Here is a 20,381-nt window from a genome sequence, read left to right as displayed (position 1 = left end):
CAGAAACCGGCTGGGAATTTCAGTTAAAATTCAGCGTTATTTGATTAACTGACACCAGCCCAAGGAAGACAACCATGCTGACACTCAACAAGAACCACCAAATCATGATCGGCCTCTTACTCGCCGCCCTGCTCATCCTGACGCGCGGCCATCATTTTGCTGCGATCAACCACCTGCCCAGCGCATCCTGGGCCGTATTCTTCCTGGCTGGCGTTTATCTGCGTCCGGTATGGGTATTCCCTGCCTTGCTGGCATTGGCTGCGGGGCTTGATTTTGCTGCTGTGACCTGGGGCGGCGTCGACGGTTTCTGCACCTCGCCTGCCTATGGTTTCCTCTTGCCTGCCTACGGCAGCCTCTGGCTGGGTGGACGCTGGTTTGCCAAGCACTACCAGTTTGCATTCAAGAGCATCGCCACACTGGCTGCTACCGTTATCGCTAGCAGCTTTATCTGCCACCTATTCTCCAGCGGCGGGTTCTACTTCTTCTCCGGCCGTTATACCGACCCTACCCTGGCTGAATTCCTGCCACGTATCGCCAAATACTACCCATCATCGCTGGGAACCCTGGCTTTCTACGTGGCGACTGCCGCCATCATCCATATTGTGGTGAAGGCGCTCTACGCTGACAACAAACGAACCGCATGACCGACCAGGAAAAACCAGACCTCAACCAGCGCCATTCAGACCGGATGGCGCGCAAAAAAACCATCGTTGATGCCAAGATAGAAGCCGCCCGCATCGAGCGTGGCCTGTTCCTGGTCAATACCGGGAACGGCAAGGGCAAATCCACCGCAGCCTTCGGCTTGCTTGCCCGCGCACTTGGCCACGGCATGAAGGCCGTGGTAGTGCAGTTTGTCAAAGGCCGGTCCGACACCGGCGAAGAAGCCTTTTTCCGCAACCAGCCCAATGTCAGCTGGCATGTCATGGGAGAAGGCTTCACCTGGGAAACGCAGAACCGTGATCGCGACATTGCTGCCGCCAGACAAGGCTGGCAAGCGGCCCAGGCAGCCCTCAAGGACGAAAGCGTCGGCGTCGTCATCCTCGATGAACTCAACATCGTCCTCAAATACCACTATCTTGACCTGCAGGAAGTGCTGGCTGACATTGCCGCACGCCCAGCCATGCAGCATGTCGTCGTCACCGGCCGTGCTGCCCAGCCGGAGTTGATTGCCCAGGCGGATACCGTCACCGACATGACCATGGTCAAGCATGCGTTCAAGAACGGCGTGCAGGCCATGTCCGGCATTGAGTGGTAGCGCTGTGACCATCAGCTGTCCTAGCCTGCTGATCTCAGCCCCTGCCTCCAATCAAGGCAAGACCCTGGTTGCCGCAGCACTGGCACATGCCTGGCGCAACCAAGGCTTTAAAGTCCAGACATTCAAGTGCGGCCCGGACTTCCTCGATCCGATGATCCTGCAAACCGCCACTGGACAGCCGGTCTACAACCTCGACCTCGCCATGTGCGGCGCGGACGATATTGCCTCCAGACTGTATCAAGCGGCCAGCCAGACCGATGTCATCCTGGTGGAAGGCGTGATGGGCTTGTATGACGGCAGCCCCAGCAGCGCCGATATCGCCGCGCAATTCCGGTTACCCGTTGCACTCGCCATTGATGCGAGCGGCATGGCACAAACCTTTGGCGCATTGGCAGCAGGGCTCTATAGCCATATGCCTGAATTAAAACCGGCTGGCGTAATCGCCAACCGCACTGGCAGCGCCCATCACGGTCAGTTATTGCGCGACAGCCTGCCAGCCAACATTCCCTGGCTGGGCGCATTGCAAAAACGGGAAGCGCTGACGCTGCCGGAGCGGCATCTTGGGTTATTCCGTGCAGATGAAATCAGCGATCTCGACCAGCGCATTGCACAGGCTGCCGAACTGCTGACAGAATCAGGGCCGTTGCCATTACCGCCTGCAGCGGTGTTCGAACTCCCTCCGGTACAGCCATTTTCCCCACTGCTGGCAGGCCGAAAGATTGCCATTGCCCGTGATGAAGCTTTTTGCTTTATCTACCCCGCCAACCTCAATTGCCTGCAAGCGCTGGGCGCCGAGATCGTATTCTTCTCGCCGCTGCATGACAGCGAGCTGCCACCGGCAACAGATGCCATCTGGCTGCCAGGCGGCTATCCGGAGTTGCATCGGACGCAATTGGGCAGCAACCATGCCATGCGCGCCGCATTGCATTCGGCCTGGCAGCAAGGCATGCCCATGCTCGCCGAATGCGGCGGCATGATGGCCGCAAGCGAAAGCATCAACCAGCAGCCAGCGTTTGGGCTGCTGCCAGGACATTGCAGCATGCAACCCAGATTCCAGGGACTCGGCGTGCAGTTTGCCGAGTTGCCGGAAGGCAAGCTCAACGCCCATACCTTCCACTACTCGCGCTTTGACAGTACCTTGCCCGCTTATGCCCAGGCGACAACGCAGCGCGGCAAGGCTGGCGAGGCTATCTACCGCCATGGCAGCCTCACCGCGAGCTATCTGCATTTTTATTTTCCGTCCAATCCATTGACCGTTGCACGATTGCTCTCACGATGAAACGCTCCATTTACGCCATCCTCGCCGGTCTTATCCTCGCCACCAGCCAGTTGTTGCCTGCACAAGCTGCCACTTTGTTTGGTGTGGTATCGGATCGCACTGCACCTGCCGCTGCCATGGCGGCAGAACGCGCCTTGCAGCAATCCGGCAGGCAGGATCGCATCATCCTGCGCACGCAATCCCAGGTGCTTGCGGCCGACAGCAAAACGCTGAAACGCTGGTTGAGTGAGTCCGACGCCGTATTTGCCGTGGCAGTCTATGCTGAAACCTCGCAACAGCTCCAATCACAACTGCTGCAACTCGGCCCAGGCAAAGCACGTAATTTCATCGCCTTTAACGGCGATAGCGCCTTGTCCTTGCAGAGCCGCTGGCAGGACGAACCGGTCAGCAGCTTCTCCCATGCCAAGAGCCTGACCCAGACCCAGAACAACCTCTCGGAAAAAGTCGCCAGCCTTGCCCAGCAACACAAGGCAGCCAACCAATGGCTGGGTTTGCACAACCTCTGGCAGGCTGGCGGCAGCAGCAACCTCACCGCTTTTATGCGCCATTTGCTGCATCCTTCCGCCACCCTGCCCGCAATACAGCCTGAACCGCTGGTGCGCTTCCGCCAGGGTGGCGAGGAAATAGATACGCCCAGGATTCCAGTCAATAGCAAAGCTGTGCTCGCCGTACTCGACCTCAGCACCAGCGATCCACAACCCGCCGATGCCATCTGTGCCGCTAGCGAGGCTCATGGCCAGCCGTGCGTCGCCATCATGGCGCGATGGGGCGAGACCTCGCGCGACGTCATCGCCAAGCTGAAAACCCTGTTCGCCCCGGCAACGCCCAGCGGGCTGGTTGTATTGCAGGATTTTGTCGTTGGCGCCGCCGAGAGCCGCGAAGCCGTGACCGAGTTACTGACCAAGCTCGATGTACCGGTGTACAAGGCGATACGCCTCACCGACCGCAGCGCCGCCGCCTGGCAGCTTTCGGAAGACGGCTTGCCGATCAACTCGGTGCAATATCGCGTTGCGATGCCGGAAATCCAGGGCAGCTCGCAGCCATTGGTGGTAGCTGCCGCTGGACCCGCCACCATCGACAAACTGACCGGCGTCGAACTGAAGCTGCCGCAGGTATTGCCTGCCGAAGTGCAGTCGCTAGTGAAGCGCAGCCTCAACTGGCAACAGCTTCGCAGCAAGCCGAATGCCGAGAAGAAAGTCGCCCTGATCTACTACAACCATCCTCCCGGCCGCCAGAACATCGGCGCTGATAACCTTGACGTGCCTGCCTCGCTGTTCGAAATGCTGCATGCATTGCAACGCAGCGGTTACAACACGGGCGACCTGCCTGGCTCACCCGAGGCCCTGCTCGACCTGATGCAGGAACGCGGCGTCAACCTGCCGGAAGACCAGGCATCACTTGCCGAAATGAGCCAGCTGGTGAACAAGCTGGACGACACGGCCTACCGCAACTGGTTCGGCACCCTGCCTGCACAGATACGCGGGGAGATGGTCGAAGGCCCATTGGGCAAGCTGCATGCCGACCTGGTAGCAGCACAACGCACCGGGGAAATCGACATCGCGCGCAACCGTCTCGACAAGGCCATGCACGAGCTGCGCCACCTGCTCGAAGGTGCGGACCACCCCGAGCGCAGCAATGCGCTCAAGCAGCTCGACACGCTCAATAATCGCTATCTCCAATGCCTGGAGCAACATACCAACTGCAATACACTCGCATTGCAAAAAACCCGGCTCGCCGGTCTTGGCATTGAAGGCATGCGCGGCTGGGGCGTAGCCCCCGGCAAAGTCATGGTGCATGACCGGCAACTGCTGATCCCAGGCGTGCAGTTCGGCAATATATTCATCGGTCCGCAACCGCCGCGCGGCTGGGAGGTGGATGAGGAGTTGCTGCACGCCAACACCACCATTCCGCCACCGCACCAATACCTGGGCTATTACCATTGGCTGCGCAGCGTGTTCAAGGCTGATGCGCTGGTGCACGTCGGCCGCCACTCCACCTATGAATTTCTGCCGGGCAAGGCTGTCGGACTGGCAGCGAGCGATTACTCACGCCTGATTGCGGGCGATCTGCCAGGTATCTATCCCTACATCGTCGATGGTGTGGGTGAAGGCACGCAGTCCAAGCGCCGCGGCCTGGCCGTGATGGTCGACCACCTCACGCCGCCGCTCACTTCAACGCCGCTTTACGACCGCCTGCTTGAATTGCGCCAGATCGTGGAAAGCTACGAATCGTCCAGCTCCGAGACCATGAAGGTCGAAGCCGCGCGTGAGATGCGCCGCCTGGTTGAAGCCCTGCAATTGCGCGCCGAGCTGGAGGCCAGCATGGCCGATGTGCTGGAAGTACGCGGCATTGGCTTCGAGCAGACTGACGACGACCTGCTTGCACACGAAATCGGCCACTACCTGACAAAATTGCAAGAAAAATTCATGCCGCATGGCCTGCATATCTTCGGCAAGGATTGGCCGGAGAAATCACTTGCCCTGATGCTGGAATCGATGGCACGCGGCCAGGCCGATGGCGTCAGCGAACAAACCCGCAACAAACTGGCAGCCTCGCCGCACCTGGAAATGCAAAGCTTGCTGCATGCGCTTAAAGGTGGCTTCGTGCCTCCCGGCAAGGGCAACGATCCGCTACGCTCGCCCGATGCCTTGCCAACCGGCCGCAACTTCCATGCGCTGGATGGGGATGTGCTGCCGACCCGCCTGGGCTTTCAGATCGGCGCCAGCATGGCAGCCAAGGTGCGCGAGCGTGACAGCGTGCAGGACAGCGAAGGCGTGATCCTCTGGGCCTCGGATGCCGTGCGCGATGAAGGCGTGATGGTGAGCTTCATCCTGAGCCTGATGGGAATCGAGCCGGAATGGAACGCACGCGGCATCGTGCAGAAAATGCAGCTCAAGCCCGGTATTGCCAGGCATGATGTCATCGTCACCACTTCCGGCCTATTCCGCGACCTCTACCCCAACCTCATGCAGTGGATCGATACCGGCGGCCGCCTGGCATTGGCAGCATCTGCCAATACTATCCGTGCGGAATATCCCGCGTTACAACCTGCACTGGATGAAGCGCTTGCCCCGTTGGGCGCCAACCTTGAATCAGGCGATGAGCCCATTGCTGACAATGGGGTGGCATTGCAATGGCTGCGCCGCACCCAGGCACATCAACAGCAGGGGCTGGCCCTGCCACAGGCGGGCCGTGAAGCCGCATGGCGCATTTTTGGCGATGCCCCGGGCGCCTACGGCACAGGCGTCAACCGCCTCACCGAGCGCTCCGGCACCTGGAAGGACCGCAATGAACTCGGCCAGGCCTACCTCACGCGCATGGGCCATGCCTACGGGCTGGACGCCCAGGGCCAGCCTGCCCAAGGCGTTTTCAGGACCGCATTGCACAGCATCGCCAATACCTATCATGGCCGCGCTTCCAACCTCTATGGCCTGATGGACAATAACGATGCGTTCGACTACCTCGGCGGCCTGTCACTCGCCACGGAAACCGTTACTGGCAGGCGCCCCACTGCGCGCATCCTCAACCATACCGATCCGGACAACCTCAGCGACGACCCGCTGGAGACAGCCCTGTTGATGGAACTGCGCGGGCGCTACCTCAACCCGGCCTGGATACGCCCGCTCATGCAGCACGGCTATTCCGGCGCGCGCACCATGGGACAGGAATTCATGGAAAACCTCTGGGGCTGGCAGGTCACCCGGCCCGACATCATCAAGGACTGGGCCTGGGACGAAGTTAAGAAGGTCTACATGGATGACAGCCTCAAGCTGGGGCTGAAACCGTTCCTGGAGCAAAAACACAATGCCCATGTAAAGGCACATATGCTCGCCATCATGCTGGTCGCCGCTGAAAAGGGCTTCTGGCATACCGACGACCATACCCTGCGCCAGCTAGGCAATGATCTGGCAAGGCTGGTCAACAAGAACGGCTTGCCTGGCAGCGGGCACACATCACCCAACCATCCGATGTGGCAGTGGCTGGGCCAGTACCTTGATGGCGACACGGCAGCCGCATTGCAGCAAACACTCGCCAAGGCACGTGGTGACGCAACACCCGGCTATGCCGCCAGCGCTATCCTTGATGAAATTGCCTCTGCGCCTGAAGCTGCGGAACATGCTGCCAAGCCGGCACAACCACCACGCGAAGCCAGGCCCGAGCCTGCCGCCAAGCCTGAGCCAGAAGTCGCATCCCAACCACGCGCATTTGAAGTGGCAGTCAAATCGGTGCGCGACCACTGGGTCTGGTGGCTGGCGCTATTGCCGATCTTTGCGGTTGGCCTCTGGTTCGGCGTGCGCAAACCCAAGTTCTAAATTGCAACACGATATGGAAAACTATCATGTCATTTGATCTCGACACCCTGCATCACGCCATTACCTGGCTGCTCAAACCTGTGATCGCCATCCTGGCGATTTCCGTCATTCTTGCCGTGCTGGAAGCCGGGCTGGCAGTGGGCGAACGCCTATTCGGCCTCAAGGCCATGCGCGCCTCGAATAACATGGATGCCGTGGTCAAGCTCGCACGCCACCGGCTGGAACGCGCCGACCTCTTATCGCGCATCCCGCCCATGCTCGGCCTCATGGCCACCATCATCCCGCTCGGTCCTGGCCTGGCTGCGCTTGGCCAAGGCAACCCTGCGCAATTGGCGCAGGCGGTCACCACTGCGTTTGATGCCACCGTGCTGGGTCTGATTGCCGGCATCACCGGCCTGGTCGTCGGCAAATTGCGCCGCCGCTGGTATGAAGACGTACTTGAAAACCTGGAAGCACAGTCATGAGCAAACTGCGCCTCAAGAGCCGCTTTGACCATGAAGACGAAGACCCACGCGCCAGCCTCGTCAACCTGGTAGACGTGATGCTGGTATTCGCTTGCGGCTTGCTGGCCGCATTGAGTGCAGGCGGGCAGGCCATGCTGGTCCAGCCCAAGGAAATTGAGCAGGGCCGCGAGATAGAAGCACCAGAGACTAACAGCCGCAATGCGGCGGGTAGCGGATATCAATCGGTAGGGCAGGTGTATCGCGACCCGGCCACAGGAAAGTTGATATTGATTGAAGACCCTGCGGCTTCATCAAATTAGAAATGCAACCTCACTCTGACAAAGCCGTTACGCCCTGGCATGGGGTAATAGGTCGCGTTATATCCCATCGTTGCATATGCCTTGTCAAAGATGTTATTGACACCTGCTGTCAAATCCCACTTGCCAAAATCATAGCGCAACGATGTGTCATAAACAGCATAGGCAGGTAGTTTAGGATATACCTCTGTATTATCAATATCATTACCGTCAAACCTGCTGCCCACATAGCGGGCAACAAATGTCCAACTTAGATTAGTCACGGGTGACCAATGAACATTCAAATTAGCTGTTTTACGTGGAACATGAGGTACATCTGCTCCTGAACCTACAAACTTCGGCTGCACGTAGCCTGCATTGAGGCGCAAGCGCAAATTGTCTGTCGCCTGCCAACTTCCTTCAAGCTCCGCGCCCTTACGCAAGGTGGGTTCCTCATAATTGCGGTTTACAGGCCCCAGTACAGAGTCAGGCCCGTAATAAATTTCGTCCTCGTTCTTCATCTTGAACAATGTTCCGGATATGGATAAGGCCTTGACTGGATTAAGCCTCACTCCAATTTCAGCAGTTTTCCCGGTTTGTGGCCTCAGTTCAGGCAAAGCCAGCACCAACTCGTCAATGTTCGGGCTACGGAAATGTCGCGTGACACTGCCAAAAATATCAAGGCTACCAACAGGTTTCCAGTTAAGTCCTATCTCAGAACCGTGATTTCGCCATGTCCCTCCTTGGCTGTTATTGGCGCGATAGGCATAGGGACTGCAGGGACCCCTGACCCAGATTCCCGGAATGGGGATATAAATCCATTGGCAATCCTGGCTATATTGTTCATCAGACATATTGGTTCTAAATGACTCTACCCGGGCACCAGCAGTCAACGTCAGGTTTGCAGGCAGTGCAATGGTGTCTTTGATGAATATGCCACGGCGATCCAGATCCCCCATCTTACGCTCTGCATGCGCCCCTGCTGCCTGGCTGCCAGAGTAGCGGGCGTAATTACCCAATTGCCTGTTTGCCCCCATGCTCAGGCTATGTGTTCCACCCAGCAGTTTGAATGCAATGTCATAACGCAGGCTGTAATCCTTGCGTTCGGACTGGATACTATCCAATTGTTCCTTGATTAGGATTGCTGAATTGGGGCTCATCACATAATCATTCACCCGGTCACGCTTGCTCATCTGGAAGATGAACTTGCCGTAACGCTCTAGATCAAGATTCAGGCCAAATGTATAGGTATCATCATCCGTCCAGCCGCGATCTAACGGCGATGGTGTGCTACGGCGGCCTCGCTCTGTCCTGAATAATTCAGGAGAAACATAGCCAGGAAACCCATGCTCATCCCTGTGGCTGGCAACCCGGACATACATGTCCAGCACCTCATTTGGCATAAACCGCAACTCCACCGAGCCATTGCGTGAGCGTAAATCACTGTTCTTGCGATAACCCTCTGTATCAAGCTGGCTCAGGTTGACAGTAGCCGCGAATGGGCCAGCGGAGCCCCTGAAGTTGGCGCGCAAATCCTCCATGTCATAAGACCCACGAGTGGCTTCAAAAGAAGCCGATGCCTTTTGCCCGGCATAGCCACGCTTGGTGATGATATTGATGACGCCACCCACCGCGCCATCGCCATATTCCACCGAGCCCCCGCCTCTCAGGATTTCAACTCGCTCGATCTGTGAAATGGCAATGGTGGTGAGATCGGCGCCGGAAAGGTCGAACTCATTGAGCTTGACGCCATCCACCAGGATCAGCACATTGCTGACAGCAGTATCGCCCATGCCGCGGATATCAATACTCGCTTTTTTATCGCTGCCATAAAAACTCATGAGGTTAAGCCCGGCCTCGCGACTTAACAGATCAGAAACAGAACTGGCAGTGGAGCGCGCAATGTCCTCTGCCGTGATCACAGAAACGCTATGGGGCAGGTTCTTGAAATCCGGGCCGTCCCTGCTGGCCTGCACATGGGTTTCATCCAGCGTGGTCAGGGCTTCCCTGGCATGCACGTTTGTTAAAAAACAAGCCCATCCCAACAGGAACAAGAATATCCGGTAAATGACGTGTTTCATGATGAGACAATAAAAAGCACCCGCGGCCGGGAAAGCTGACCGCGGGTGTTGCTTGAGAGCAGGTTCAGACTAGCTGCGACGCTTGCGTGCAGCGAAACCCAGCAGGCCAAGGCCAGCCAGCAGCAATGCTGTCTGGGTTGGCTCAGGCACTGGGGCGGCAATCAGGTTATCCAGCGCGAAATAAGCCGGGGTGTTGATGCCAAACTGCGGATGATTGTCGGACGAGGTCACATCAAATGTGATCTTGCTGACAGCACCCAGGCTGGAGAAATCAACAAACGTCCACTCACTCACGATGTAATCCTGGGAGTTATCGCTGAAGCGGTAATCCGCAAGATAGAAGTCCACCGAGCCGGTGTCATTGCCCGCAGCATCAAAACCGTAAGCCGTCAGCTTGAACCAGTCTTCATCATTACCGCTTGCGCCACCAAATGCCTTGGCAAAATCATCGCCATACAAGATGGAAAGCACAGAGTAGGTAGTGTTGGTGATATAAGCACCAGCAACATTCACAGCAGTGTCAAAGGTAACGGTCGGCTGATTGCCAAAGTACGTTGAGACGTAGGCCACGGCATAATTGCTGGAGCCATCCACGCCGCCACCGGTGTATGCGCTGAACTGGTTGAGCCAGCCAGCAGTGGTGGTATCGGTCTGGTTGGAATAGGTGAAACCATCCCAGGAGCCATACAGCTCATCGTAATTGAACTGGAAGTTGGCAATGCCGCTTCTGAACACGGTATCCGCGCCGTTGTAGTTGCTGTTTGGCGCCAGCGCGAGGTCTTCAAACGTGCTGGTAACCGCAGCAGCCTGTGCCTGGCTTGCCAACAGGAGGCCAGCAGCCATTACGCCCATCATTTGCTTGATCATGATTTATCCTTTCAACCGTTAATTAAGCTGCCGACCGGCGGCGTTGACGACGACGTGCCATCACAGGAACCAGCACCAGGCCGGCTGCCAGCATGGCGTATGTGGAAGGCTCTGGTACCGCGGCTACAGCCGCAAAGTTGATCACGCCCACTGCATCCAGGTCGAAACCACCGCTACCCCAGGTTGGGAAAGGATCATAGATCGGGTTAGAACCACCGAATTCAGCAGGGTAGCTATCAAAATAGCTGCCGTCGCCCACAATATCGACGATACGCACATGGCTGACGGCGTTCACATCCAGGCCGTCAATGCCGACCAGGTCATCCAGGTCAAACGGGGTGCCGTAGCCCACCTTGTACTTGCCAGCAAGATTGTGGATGTTGGTAGGATCAACCGCGCCATAACCGCCCACAGGGTTGGGAGTAAACGAGTAGTTGGGAAAGCGGAAGAAATTAAGGCCATCCGAGGAAACCTCAACGTATGCCAGTTCCAGGAAAGTATCGTTGAAGGAATTTTCGAACACGGCGAAGTCATAGCCAGCGCCATTGAAGATAGTGCCACTAAATGTCAGTGTGATCTGGCCGCCATCTCCCAGCGTCACAATATCAAACACGCTGTTGAGGTCAGTGCCGGCAGCACCGCCCAGGGCATTTTCCGGTGTTTTCCAGACTGCATCTACATTGGAGCCTGGCAGGTAGCTCTCATAGCCTGTGGCCCATTGCACAAAGCTTGGATCAGTACCGATGATGGCAGTTGAACCAGGCTGACCCGCGGCAGGCGCAAACGGGCCTGCATAAACCGCGCTGGTGAACAGCAATGCAGCAAACGGCAGCAAAGCAGAGGTATAACGCATGGTGAATCTCCCCAAAATTGAAGTGAAGTCTGTTGCAAGCAACAAACCCGCTACAAATGGGCAGGCGAATAGATGCCGGAGACCTGTCAGGATGCAGGAAAACACTCATAAACATCAAGCCACCCACCGTAGCTAACGTATTACAAGCATCAGGCCGGTCTCCGGGCTTGTGAGGGTATATCCAGTTCACCTTCCCATGCAGAATTGCACAGTGGCATGTTGAACCGGCATGACTCACTTACCGTTGCGGGGGCAGCGTCGGAATCGCATCTAACTATGAGCGTTAATACTCACCGAACTTCCCGTTTAACCTCTGGCAAAGAACTCGCCATCGGCACCTAAAGCGCTTGTATATTAGCATAATTTGGACCATGGCTATTGAGTCGACCAGCAATAGCCTAGCGACTTTGGGCAATATGTTTGCTTTGCTGAGATGGTATATGCCGACTTTCCAGCTTCAATAAATTTATTACGTCAATCACAGTGTTATCATCAGCAATGACATTGTGATTTTTATTGCTTCAGCCTTGATACAACACGCATTATGAAAACCGCTAACCCACTCACCATGCATCAACGCTTGGCAATCGCTGCGGCACTATTCTTTTTCATGCTCCTAACTCGCGGCAGCCATATGCTGACCAGTGTGGCATTACCCGATGCCAGTCTCGCCGTGTTTCTGCTGGGCGGCATATTTCTGCAACGCGCTGGCTGGTTTGCACTGTTTTTTATGACGGCGGCCACCATCGATTTTGGTACGGCGGCCTGGAACCCCTATTACGGCTTTTGCCTCACCGATGGCTATTGGGGCCTGATCCCGACTTATGGCGTGATGTGGCTGGGTGGCCGCTGGCTAGCCAAACAACAGGATACTTTTGCTTTTGCTCCGTATCTGCTTATAACTGCCGGCACCACGCTCCTGGCTTTCATTATTTCAACCCAGACCTATTATCTGTTTTCTGGACGCTTTCCCAACCAGGGCTTGCACGAAACCATCCTGCATGGCTGGAATTACCTGCCGAACTACCTTGGCTACACGATGATGTATTTTGCGATCATCTGGTTAAGCGTTCGGCTGTTCCGTCATATACGCTCCTTACGCCATATCAATGCCTGACATTCCTCGTATGACTAACGAATTCGCATTTTCCGATCCCGAGATTGCAGGGGTTTACCGTGCCATCCACCAGCGCCGCGACATGCGGCACTTCAGGCCCGGTAAGATCAAGACTGAAATCCTGCACAAGCTGCTGGATGCTGCGCACCATGCGCCCAGTGTTGGCCTGATGCAGCCCTGGCGCTTTATCCGTATCACCAGCGATACGGTACGCAAATCCATCTATGACCTAGTGCAGGAAGAGCGCACGCTCACAGCCCATGCACTGGGAGAGCGCGAATCAGAGTTCCTGCGCCTCAAGGTGGAAGGCATCCTGCAATGCGGCGAATTGCTGGTCGCCGGGTTATGCGACCACAGGGAACGCTTCATCTTCGGTCGCCGCACCCTGCCCGAAATGGACCTCGCCTCGGTAGCCTGCGCCATCCAGAACCTGTGGCTCGCAGCCCGCGCGGAGGGGCTGGGCATGGGCTGGGTATCCATCTTTGACCCGGTAAAGCTAGCCAAGCTGCTCAATATGCCAGCAGGTGCCAAACCGATTGCCATTCTTTGCCTAGGATATGTGGATGAGTTTTATAAAAATCCGATGCTGGTCGAAGAAGGCTGGGCCAAGGAACGCCCGCTACCCGAACTGATGATGGAAAACACCTGGATCGACACCGAGTGAAAGGCCCGCAACGCATTGCCTGCTTGACGGCTGAAACCACGGAGGTGCTTTACCTGCTGGGCGAACAGGAGCGAATTGTCGGCATCTCCGGCTTTACCACACGCCCGGCGATAGCAAGAAAAGAAAAACCCAAGATTGCGGCGTTCAGCAGCGCCAAGATTGAGAACATCCTCGCAGTCAAACCAGACCTGGTGCTGGCCTTCTCCAACCTGCAGGCCGACATTGTGGCAGAATTGGTACGCGCGGGAGTCGAGGTACACGCGTTCAACCAGCGCTCCGTACAGGATATTCTGGACATGATCGCCACCCTGGGCGTACTCGTGCATGCCAACGAAAAAGCCGAAGCACTGATTGCCGATTTGCAACAACGCATGCAGCAAGCCGTCGAAACTGCGCATTATCTGCCTGCTATACCCAAGGTCTATTTCGAGGAATGGAATGACCCACTGATCAGCGGCATCCAGTGGGTGAGCGAATTGATCGGGATTGCCGGCGGCATGGACTGTTTTGAGGAGCTTGCCGCGCATAAATCAGCCCAGCAGCGCATCATTGCCGACCCTGAGGAAGTCGTCAGGCGGCAGCCTGACATCATCATCGGATCATGGTGCGGCAAGAAATTCCAGCCGGAACAGGTATTGTCCAGGCCGGGCTGGAATACCATTCCGGCCGTGCAGTCCGGCCAGGTTCACGAAATCAAGTCTGCCGATATCCTGCAACCCGGCCCTTCCGCCATCCAGCATGGGCTGAAGCAATTACAAACCATCTTGCAACGCTGGGGCGTCAACCAGGCGCACCACAAGCATTGGAGCTGAAATGAGCCAATATGACCATCATCTGATCCTCGGCGGCGCACGTTCCGGCAAGAGCGCTTATGCCGAGAAACTCGCCACGCAAAGCGGCCTGGATGTCGTGTATATCGCCACCGCTCAGGTGTATGACAGCGAATTCGGCAACCGTGTCAGCCAGCACCAGCAACGCCGTCCCTCCCACTGGCAGACCGTCGAAGTGCCTCACAAACTGGCCGATGCCCTGCAAGCGCAAGCCGCTCCCGGCCGCTGTCTGCTCATCGATTGCCTGACCTTGTGGCTGGCACAATGCATCTGCCCCGAATGCGCCCCGCCGGACGGCGTGGACTGGCAGGCAGAACGCGCCGCGCTGCTTGATGTGCTGCCGACACTGCCCGGCAAGGTTTTGCTCGTGAGCAACGAAGTCGGCATGGGCATCGTGCCGCTAGGGGAAATCAACCGCCAGTTCCAGGATGAAGCCGGCCGCCTCAACCAGGCCGTAGCGGCACTGTGCGGCAAAGTCAGCTTTATTGCAGCAGGCTTGCCGCTGGCGCTGAAAAGCTAGACTGGCGGGCGCTTCAAGCCAATCACGCGCGCGCCGGTATATTGAGCAAACAAGTCTGTCGCCTGCTGGATAATCTCGTCACGATGCGCTGCCACTGCGTCATTCAACTGGATTTCCTGCAGGCGATACAGCGGCGCCTCATCTGAATTGGCCGAGCCCAGTGCGCGGAAACGCAAGTGCCCAACTAACTCCACTCCTAACAGCACCTGCACCTCGTGCAAGCCCATCCTCAGCGTCACGCTTCCTGCCTGTAAATCGAGCGGGCGCTCGCGGGCGCTCACAGCCAGCCCTCCTCCGCCATTACCTCCTGAATCAAAGATACCAGCGGCTGAGGTAATTTCACTTGAGTCAGTAAGGCCTGATGGCCGACCTTGGACACTTTGCGCAATGTCTTGCGCAGAATGTCCTTCCATTTCGGTACGTCATATTCTGGATGCTGCCCGACAAACTCTTCCAGATAATGCTCGACAAAAACCATCACGATCACATCTTCCAGCGTCTGCATTTCTGCATCTGCAAGCGGCGCATCCTTGCTCACCAACGCTGCCACGCGGCGAATGATCTCCTCGCCGTAACCCGCCTGCTGCATGATCTCGCGCGCTACTTCGGCATGGTATTGCTTCAGCTTACGGCGCCACTGGTGATAGCCCGGCTTGGTCATGGGATAAGCATCGCGCGGCAAGGTCCAGCGCTCAATATGCTGGCAGCGCGCAGCCAACTGCAGTGCCTCGGAAGCATCAGGGCGATAACGCTGCAACATCTCCGTCATGCGCTGGGCATACGCCAACTCCTTGGGTACCCCGGCCCCATTCACCAGGGTCTGGCTGGGATCTTTGGCATTACGCGCATCGAACGCTGCGATTGCCTGTGAAAATTGTGGGCCAAATTGAGAAAATATTTGCATCCATGGCTTTCCATCATTCGTTGCCCGCCATTTTACGCGAAACATGCCGCCCGCACCTTTCCCCTGCCAGACAAAACATGATGTAATCGTGCTTTGCCATCACCGAGCCATATCATGGAGTTCACTCTCAAAAACGACTACGTTGAGCTATGCAACTTGCTCAAACTCACTGGCATCGCTGATTCGGGCGGTCGTGGAAAAATCATGGTGGCAGAAGGCCTGGTAAGTGTTGATGGCCAGCCGGAAAGCCGCAAAACCGCAAAGATTCGCGATGGGCAAGTCGTGGAGTGCATGGGGCAAACAATAAAAGTTGTCGCTGGCGAAGTTTCCCCACTTTAAACCCGCAATAAAAAGGCCGGAAATTTCCGGCCTCGATCAAGCAATCAAGTGGCTAAAGCTTAGCTTGCATACTTGATTGAGCAACCATAAGGCTTGGTAACGGCATGAGATACCTTCTTGCCGCTGGCCAGCTCACCCAAGGCGAGTTTAACGTAGTTGTCAGCCTTGGCAAGGTCTTCCACCTTGGCTGTCGCAATGCTGTCTATGCCACCCTTGTAAACCAGCACACCTTCAGGATTGATGATGAAAAGGTGAGGCGTAGTCTGCGCATCATATTGCTTGCCGACCTTGCCGTCATAATCCAGCAATACCTTGCTTGGTGCAGCGCCACGGTCTGTATTAAGCTTGAGCGCAGTCTGCGCATCGACATGGCCTTGCGTGCCTGGGGCAGAAGAAATCACTTGCAGCCAGACAATGCCTTGAGCAGTGGCTTCCTTCTGCAGGTTAGGAATGTTGCCGCTACCGTAATGCTTCACAACATAAGGGCATTCGTTGTTGGTCCACTCCAATACCACGGTCTTGCCCTTGAGCGAATCCAGGCTCAATGTTTCACCAGTGGCAGTCTTGACTGAGAAAGCGGGGGCAGCCTTGCCAATGTCAGCAGCAGCCTGTGCCGCCATCGGCAGAAAAGCTAAGCTGGCACCACAAATAGCAACATTCAGTAAACGACGTAATAACATGATGAACTCCTCGATTAGTTGGGTTAATGGCTAGTGAATAATCACAACTTCTGTACTGCATTCAATACAATTTCCGGGGTCAGAATCTGTGGCAACACTTGCGGCTTTGCATCCTTGCCAGGTGGATACAGGATGTATAAAGGCACACCACTACGGCCGAACTGCTTGAGCAACTGAGTGATCTGCTTATCCTGATTGGTCCAGTCCCCTTTAAGGTAAGTGATGCCCGACTTGCTGAAAGCGTCCGCCACGCTTTGCTGGCTCAGGGCCACCTGCTCATTGACCAGGCAGGTAATGCACCAGGCGGCTGTCAGGTTAATGAATACCGGCTTTCCTTCATCACGCAGGTCTCCTAGCCGTTGCTCGCTATACGCCTCCCAGTTCTTTTCCACCCCGGCAGCAGAGGCCGTATTGGCGGTACTAACCGAACCAGCAAATAACTGGATACCGCTGTAACTGCCATAAAGCAGTACCAGCAATCCCAATAATGAAACCGTATTGGCGGCATAGCGCTTTTTGTTGCTGCCATGGCGGGTAATTTCATATATCCAGGCCAGCAGGGCAATCAGCACCATACCTGCCAACGCCAGGGCGACTGCATTAGGCCCGGCTTGCTGTGCCAACACCCAAACCAGCCACACAGCGGCGGCATACATAGGGAACGCCAGCACTTGTTTGAAGCGCTCCATCCAGATACCAGGCTTGGGCAGGAAGCGTTGCAAACTGGGCCAATGGCTAAGCAGCAAATAAGGCAAGGCAAGTCCAAAACCCAGGCTGAGAAATACGGCAAGCAATACTACAGCGGGCTGGGTGAGGGCATAGCCCAGCGCACCGCCCATAAAAGGCGCAGTGCAAGGTGTCGCCACTATCGTAGCCAGCACGCCGGTAAAGAAACTGCCGCTATATCCTGACTTGTCTGCTAGAGAAGAACCTACGCCCGCAAAAGAGCTGCCTATCGTCAGCACCCCGGACAAACTAAGGCCGACCGTGAACATCAGGTAAGCTACCAGGACGACAAAAATAGGCGACTGGAACTGGAACCCCCAACCCACCTGTGACCCTGCCGACTTCAAGCCAATCAGCACAAGCCCCAACAAAACGAAACTTGCCAACACACCAGCGGTATAAGCCCAACCATGCAAACGGGTGTGGTGCTGGGATTGCTTGTGCTGCAACAGCGACAAGGCTTTGATTGACAGGACAGGAAACACACACGGCATGAGGTTGAGAATGACGCCCCCCAGGAGCGCAAACAACAGGGCCGAATACAAGCTGATATCCTCACCTGTGGAAGTATCGGCCCCTTCAAGCTGCGCTGGGTCCTCATCAACAATACTCTCGGCAATCCCAGGCTCCAGCTTGACCTCCAGCTGGTATCCCTGCGCCAGGACTCCTGTGCTTATCTGCTTGCTGATAACCAGCACGCCTTTGAGAGACTCTCCTGCAGCCAATGGGTTATCACCCGCGGTCAACTGAAGCAGAAATGCATCAGAATCTATCCGCCTTGGCTGTCTGGATTTGTGCGAGACCCGGCCCCATTCCTCAGGAAAAAACCAGACCTCGGCTGTACTCCCTGGTTCCAGCACCTTGCCTGGTATCTTGAGCAAAGGCCCTTGCTTTTGCTCATAGGCGCTGACTTGCCATGGACTTTCAACTGGCAACTGCTCCCTGGCCTTGGCAATCAACTCACTGCCTTTACCGCCGTCCACTCCAGCGTCGACGACAGGAAGGGACAATGTCAGCTCTACTTCCTGGGGAATACAAACGTCGTCGCAAACCAGCCAATTGACCAGCGCCTTGACAGGGAAGCTCTCCCCGGGTTTAAGCGATTCTGGCACACGGATATTGGTGAGCAGCGTTACCTCATCAGCATAGCCGTAATTGGTAATTGGCCCGACATTGAACTTGTGCGGTATCGGCCACTGGATATCCCCTGCCTCAGCGCCAGCAGGCAATGTCCAGGCAATCGAAGTCGCCATGCCGGAATCGCCAGGATTGATCCAATACGTATGCCAGTGCGGAATAATACGCTGGTTGATGCCGACAGTAATTTCATCACCTGCATGCACAGACTCTACTGACGCCACCAGCCTTGCCTTGACCTGATCAGTCGCAGCTTCTGATGCAGCATATGCATTGGCAGAAACCATCAACAACAGGAACAGGACAGAAGCGAGATAACGGAAACCCATATCAGAGCGCTTCAACATATGCTCTATCAAACTCATAATCTGGATTGAATTCTCTCTAAACCGGCAAGCGCACACTCTTCATCAATCTTTGCACCGCCAACGCCTATAGCCCCCAGCAACTGCCCTCCCGATGTAATTAACACACCACCGGGACGACTGTTGTAGCCGGGATTTTCAGCAATTTTTGCTGCCAGACTTTTGTCTGTTTCCACCTGCACATGTAACTTGCTGGTTGCTGTCCCAAACGCAAGCGCTGTTCTGGCTTTGTCAGTGCTTGAGGTAACACCTCTTGGCGAAGTACCATCCGCAGCCAGCAATACCTTCAACACCCCAACACCATCGACAATGCTGACGCCTATTTTGCTGTCTTTAAGGCCACAGGCTTCAATACTTGCCCTTGTAGCCTCAAGTGCCAACTCTAATGGTATGCCCTTAACATCAGAAGCAATTCCACCAACTGCTTTATCAGCAACAGCTTCTGCTGCCATTAAACCAGAGGCAACCATCATATTGATTACAACCATGGCCGACACCTGCGCCATGGTTTTATGCCATTTCACCTGCATATAACCGATCAAGTGCGCAAATGCTGGTTGAAGAAGCTGATAGTACGCTCCCAGGCCAGCTTTGCTGCCGCTGCATCGTAGCGGGGTGTTGTATCGTTATTAAACGCATGCTGCACGCCAGGATAAATATAAGCCTGGTACTTCACATTGGCAGCCTTCAGTGCAGCTTCATAAGCAGGCCACCCTGAAGTGATACGCTCATCCTGCTCTGCCAATTGCACCAACAAAGGTGCCTTGATCTTGGCAACATCTTCAGCCGGCGGATGAGCGCCATAGAATGGCACTGCTGCATTTAGGTCAGGCAAACGGGTAGCAAGGAAATTGGAAATACCGCCGCCATAGCAAAAACCGACCACACCAAGCTTGCCATTGCCCTCAGGCAGCTTCTTGAGCTCCGTAGCCGCGGCAATAAAGTCCTCACGGACTTTGGTCTGATCCAGAGTTGCAAACAACTCGCGTGCCTTGTCTTCATCCCCTGGATAACCTCCCAAAGGCGCCAATGAATCAGGAGCAAAAGCAATGAAGTTATCCAGTGCGACACGGCGGGCAATATCTTGAATGTGCGGGTTTAGACCCCGGTTTTCATGCACAACCAGCACTACCGGCAGTTTGCCTTCTACTTTGGCCGGCTTGACCAGGTAACCTTTTACCTTGCCACTGCCATTAGGGGAAGGAAACTCTACCCAGCTGGTGGTAATACGTTTATCGTCTGGAGCGATTTGCTGAGCCTGGGCAAATTGAGGAGAAAGCGCAAGCAGTAATGCTTCTGCCGAAAGACCCGCCACAGTGAACTTGGCTACATTTTTAAGAAAACCACGACGATTGATCTCTCCATGTGTGTACTGATCAAAAGCCTTTAATACTTCTGGCGGGAAATCGTTTGCAGTTTTACGTACCATGCATCACTCCTCTTAAAAATGTCACTTTAGTTATATCGCTTGAAAAGGCAATCTTCATGCGTGATCTAACGCATAAATGATGAATGCTGACTGATGAATATTTGAAACCGCGTTGAACTGTTTATAAAGAAACAGCCTGCTAACTAGCAACAATCATCAACCTGTCAACAACAGCAGATAGCGTGCCAGAGAATCCAACAATATTCACTTTAAGGTGATGATGTAGAGATTACCCAGATAACCAGTTGAATTAGAAAATACTATTCCTCTAGGTTTCTAGACT

The 20,381-nt window shown here is 55.6% G+C and carries 20 protein-coding genes and 1 riboswitch; of the genes, 11 read left to right on the top strand and 9 right to left on the bottom strand.

The features are described from left to right. Positions 1-74: 74 nt before the first annotated feature. The 6 genes from LG198_RS05310 to LG198_RS05285 are packed head-to-tail and all read left to right on the top strand — an operon-like array spanning position 75 to position 7,610. Positions 75-644, top strand: a complete 570-nt coding sequence (locus LG198_RS05310) for a hypothetical protein (protein ID WP_230342143.1) — start codon at positions 75-77, stop codon at positions 642-644. Further along, positions 641-1,255 (top strand): cob(I)yrinic acid a,c-diamide adenosyltransferase, encoded by a 615-nt coding sequence (cobO, locus tag LG198_RS05305; RefSeq protein ID WP_230342142.1) that lies wholly within the window; start codon positions 641-643, stop codon positions 1,253-1,255. The genes LG198_RS05310 and cobO overlap by 4 nt, the downstream gene beginning before the upstream one ends. Then, complete coding sequence (locus LG198_RS05300; RefSeq protein ID WP_230342141.1) at positions 1,209-2,534, top strand: cobyrinate a,c-diamide synthase; 1,326 nt, start codon at positions 1,209-1,211, stop codon at positions 2,532-2,534. The genes cobO and LG198_RS05300 overlap by 47 nt, the downstream gene beginning before the upstream one ends. Further along, positions 2,531-6,847, top strand: coding sequence for a cobaltochelatase subunit CobN (locus LG198_RS05295; protein WP_230342140.1), 4,317 nt, complete (start codon positions 2,531-2,533; stop codon positions 6,845-6,847). Before LG198_RS05300 ends, LG198_RS05295 begins: the two co-directional genes overlap by 4 nt. Before the next feature lie 26 nt (positions 6,848-6,873). Then, positions 6,874-7,311 carry a MotA/TolQ/ExbB proton channel family protein gene (locus LG198_RS05290; protein ID WP_230342139.1) on the top strand — a complete coding sequence of 146 codons (438 nt, stop codon included), beginning with the start codon at positions 6,874-6,876 and terminating at the stop codon, positions 7,309-7,311. Then, positions 7,308-7,610: a DUF2149 domain-containing protein gene (locus LG198_RS05285; RefSeq protein ID WP_230342138.1), complete on the top strand. Its 303-nt coding sequence runs from the start codon at positions 7,308-7,310 to the stop codon at positions 7,608-7,610. The genes LG198_RS05290 and LG198_RS05285 overlap by 4 nt, the downstream gene beginning before the upstream one ends. On the opposite strand, the gene LG198_RS05280 is transcribed toward LG198_RS05285, so the two are convergent. The 3 genes from LG198_RS05280 to LG198_RS05270 form a co-directional block, all read right to left on the bottom strand. Further along, positions 7,607-9,667 carry a TonB-dependent receptor gene (locus LG198_RS05280; RefSeq protein ID WP_230342137.1) on the bottom strand — a complete coding sequence of 687 codons (2,061 nt, stop codon included), beginning with the start codon at positions 9,665-9,667 and terminating at the stop codon, positions 7,607-7,609. The genes LG198_RS05285 and LG198_RS05280 overlap by 4 nt on opposite strands. 69 nt (positions 9,668-9,736) lie before the next feature. Then, the gene (locus LG198_RS05275; RefSeq protein WP_230342136.1) at positions 9,737-10,534 is read right to left on the bottom strand and encodes a DUF4465 domain-containing protein; all 798 of its coding nucleotides are present in this window, start codon (positions 10,532-10,534) and stop codon (positions 9,737-9,739) included. A gap of 22 nt (positions 10,535-10,556) precedes the next feature. Next, positions 10,557-11,387, bottom strand: a complete 831-nt coding sequence (locus LG198_RS05270) for a PEP-CTERM sorting domain-containing protein (protein ID WP_230342135.1) — start codon at positions 11,385-11,387, stop codon at positions 10,557-10,559. A gap of 135 nt (positions 11,388-11,522) precedes the next feature. Next, a riboswitch (cobalamin riboswitch) is annotated at positions 11,523-11,744 on the bottom strand. A 187-nt stretch (positions 11,745-11,931) separates the two neighbouring features. Here LG198_RS05270 and LG198_RS05265 point away from each other — a divergent pair. From LG198_RS05265 to cobU, 4 genes are read left to right on the top strand one after another with little or no spacing between them, the layout of a single operon-like run. Next, positions 11,932-12,504, top strand: coding sequence for a hypothetical protein (locus LG198_RS05265; RefSeq protein WP_230342134.1), 573 nt, complete (start codon positions 11,932-11,934; stop codon positions 12,502-12,504). Between the two features lie 10 nt (positions 12,505-12,514). Beyond that, complete coding sequence (gene bluB, locus LG198_RS05260; RefSeq protein ID WP_230342133.1) at positions 12,515-13,168, top strand: 5,6-dimethylbenzimidazole synthase; 654 nt, start codon at positions 12,515-12,517, stop codon at positions 13,166-13,168. After that, on the top strand, positions 13,165-13,980 hold the full coding sequence (locus LG198_RS05255; RefSeq protein ID WP_230342132.1) for a cobalamin-binding protein: 816 nt from the start codon (positions 13,165-13,167) through the stop codon (positions 13,978-13,980). The genes bluB and LG198_RS05255 overlap by 4 nt, the downstream gene beginning before the upstream one ends. Position 13,981: 1 nt before the next feature. Further along, positions 13,982-14,518 carry a bifunctional adenosylcobinamide kinase/adenosylcobinamide-phosphate guanylyltransferase gene (cobU, locus tag LG198_RS05250; RefSeq protein WP_230342131.1) on the top strand — a complete coding sequence of 179 codons (537 nt, stop codon included), beginning with the start codon at positions 13,982-13,984 and terminating at the stop codon, positions 14,516-14,518. On the opposite strand, the gene LG198_RS05245 is transcribed toward cobU, so the two are convergent. Continuing rightward, positions 14,515-14,799 (bottom strand): hypothetical protein, encoded by a 285-nt coding sequence (locus LG198_RS05245; protein ID WP_230342130.1) that lies wholly within the window; start codon positions 14,797-14,799, stop codon positions 14,515-14,517. The genes cobU and LG198_RS05245 overlap by 4 nt on opposite strands. Continuing rightward, positions 14,796-15,422 (bottom strand): DUF4202 domain-containing protein, encoded by a 627-nt coding sequence (locus tag LG198_RS05240; RefSeq protein ID WP_230342129.1) that lies wholly within the window; start codon positions 15,420-15,422, stop codon positions 14,796-14,798. The genes LG198_RS05245 and LG198_RS05240 overlap by 4 nt, the downstream gene beginning before the upstream one ends. 114 nt (positions 15,423-15,536) lie before the next feature. On the opposite strand from LG198_RS05240, the gene LG198_RS05235 reads away from it, so the two are divergent. Beyond that, entirely contained in the window at positions 15,537-15,761 is a 225-nt protein-coding gene (locus LG198_RS05235) for an RNA-binding S4 domain-containing protein (RefSeq protein WP_230342128.1), read from the top strand. Between the two features lie 59 nt (positions 15,762-15,820). Here LG198_RS05235 and LG198_RS05230 read toward each other — a convergent pair whose 3' ends face one another. The 4 genes from LG198_RS05230 to LG198_RS05215 are packed head-to-tail and all read right to left on the bottom strand — an operon-like array spanning position 15,821 to position 20,098. Continuing rightward, positions 15,821-16,441 carry a redoxin domain-containing protein gene (locus tag LG198_RS05230; protein ID WP_230342127.1) on the bottom strand — a complete coding sequence of 207 codons (621 nt, stop codon included), beginning with the start codon at positions 16,439-16,441 and terminating at the stop codon, positions 15,821-15,823. A 41-nt stretch (positions 16,442-16,482) separates the two neighbouring features. Further along, complete coding sequence (locus LG198_RS05225; protein WP_230342126.1) at positions 16,483-18,651, bottom strand: protein-disulfide reductase DsbD family protein; 2,169 nt, start codon at positions 18,649-18,651, stop codon at positions 16,483-16,485. A gap of 14 nt (positions 18,652-18,665) precedes the next feature. Then, positions 18,666-19,211, bottom strand: a complete 546-nt coding sequence (locus tag LG198_RS05220) for a GlcG/HbpS family heme-binding protein (protein WP_230342125.1) — start codon at positions 19,209-19,211, stop codon at positions 18,666-18,668. Further along, positions 19,208-20,098: a dienelactone hydrolase family protein gene (locus LG198_RS05215; protein WP_230342124.1), complete on the bottom strand. Its 891-nt coding sequence runs from the start codon at positions 20,096-20,098 to the stop codon at positions 19,208-19,210. Before LG198_RS05215 ends, LG198_RS05220 begins: the two co-directional genes overlap by 4 nt. Positions 20,099-20,381: the final 283 nt, after the last annotated feature.

This window comes from Methylobacillus arboreus, from assembly GCF_020532725.1.
Lineage (GTDB): Bacteria > Pseudomonadota > Gammaproteobacteria > Burkholderiales > Methylophilaceae > Methylobacillus > Methylobacillus arboreus.
The sequence above is the reverse complement of the archived record's forward strand: the minus strand, read 5'-3'. Positions and strand labels throughout refer to the sequence as shown.

Bases quoted from the DNA above. Each gene is read 5' to 3' on its own strand.
- LG198_RS05310 (WP_230342143.1), top strand. From the start codon at position 75: ATGCTGACACTCAACAAGAACCACCAAATCATGATCGGCCTCTTACTC.
- cobO (WP_230342142.1), top strand. From the start codon at position 641: ATGACCGACCAGGAAAAACCAGACCTCAACCAGCGCCATTCAGACCGG.
- LG198_RS05300 (WP_230342141.1), top strand. From the start codon at position 1,209: ATGCGTTCAAGAACGGCGTGCAGGCCATGTCCGGCATTGAGTGGTAGC.
- LG198_RS05295 (WP_230342140.1), top strand. From the start codon at position 2,531: ATGAAACGCTCCATTTACGCCATCCTCGCCGGTCTTATCCTCGCCACC.
- LG198_RS05290 (WP_230342139.1), top strand. From the start codon at position 6,874: ATGTCATTTGATCTCGACACCCTGCATCACGCCATTACCTGGCTGCTC.
- LG198_RS05285 (WP_230342138.1), top strand. From the start codon at position 7,308: ATGAGCAAACTGCGCCTCAAGAGCCGCTTTGACCATGAAGACGAAGAC.
- LG198_RS05280 (WP_230342137.1), bottom strand. From the start codon at position 9,667: ATGAAACACGTCATTTACCGGATATTCTTGTTCCTGTTGGGATGGGCT.
- LG198_RS05275 (WP_230342136.1), bottom strand. From the start codon at position 10,534: ATGATCAAGCAAATGATGGGCGTAATGGCTGCTGGCCTCCTGTTGGCA.
- LG198_RS05270 (WP_230342135.1), bottom strand. From the start codon at position 11,387: ATGCGTTATACCTCTGCTTTGCTGCCGTTTGCTGCATTGCTGTTCACC.
- LG198_RS05265 (WP_230342134.1), top strand. From the start codon at position 11,932: ATGAAAACCGCTAACCCACTCACCATGCATCAACGCTTGGCAATCGCT.
- bluB (WP_230342133.1), top strand. From the start codon at position 12,515: ATGACTAACGAATTCGCATTTTCCGATCCCGAGATTGCAGGGGTTTAC.
- cobU (WP_230342131.1), top strand. From the start codon at position 13,982: ATGAGCCAATATGACCATCATCTGATCCTCGGCGGCGCACGTTCCGGC.
- LG198_RS05240 (WP_230342129.1), bottom strand. From the start codon at position 15,422: ATGCAAATATTTTCTCAATTTGGCCCACAATTTTCACAGGCAATCGCA.
- LG198_RS05235 (WP_230342128.1), top strand. From the start codon at position 15,537: ATGGAGTTCACTCTCAAAAACGACTACGTTGAGCTATGCAACTTGCTC.
- LG198_RS05230 (WP_230342127.1), bottom strand. From the start codon at position 16,441: ATGTTATTACGTCGTTTACTGAATGTTGCTATTTGTGGTGCCAGCTTA.
- LG198_RS05225 (WP_230342126.1), bottom strand. From the start codon at position 18,651: ATGTTGAAGCGCTCTGATATGGGTTTCCGTTATCTCGCTTCTGTCCTG.
- LG198_RS05215 (WP_230342124.1), bottom strand. From the start codon at position 20,098: ATGGTACGTAAAACTGCAAACGATTTCCCGCCAGAAGTATTAAAGGCT.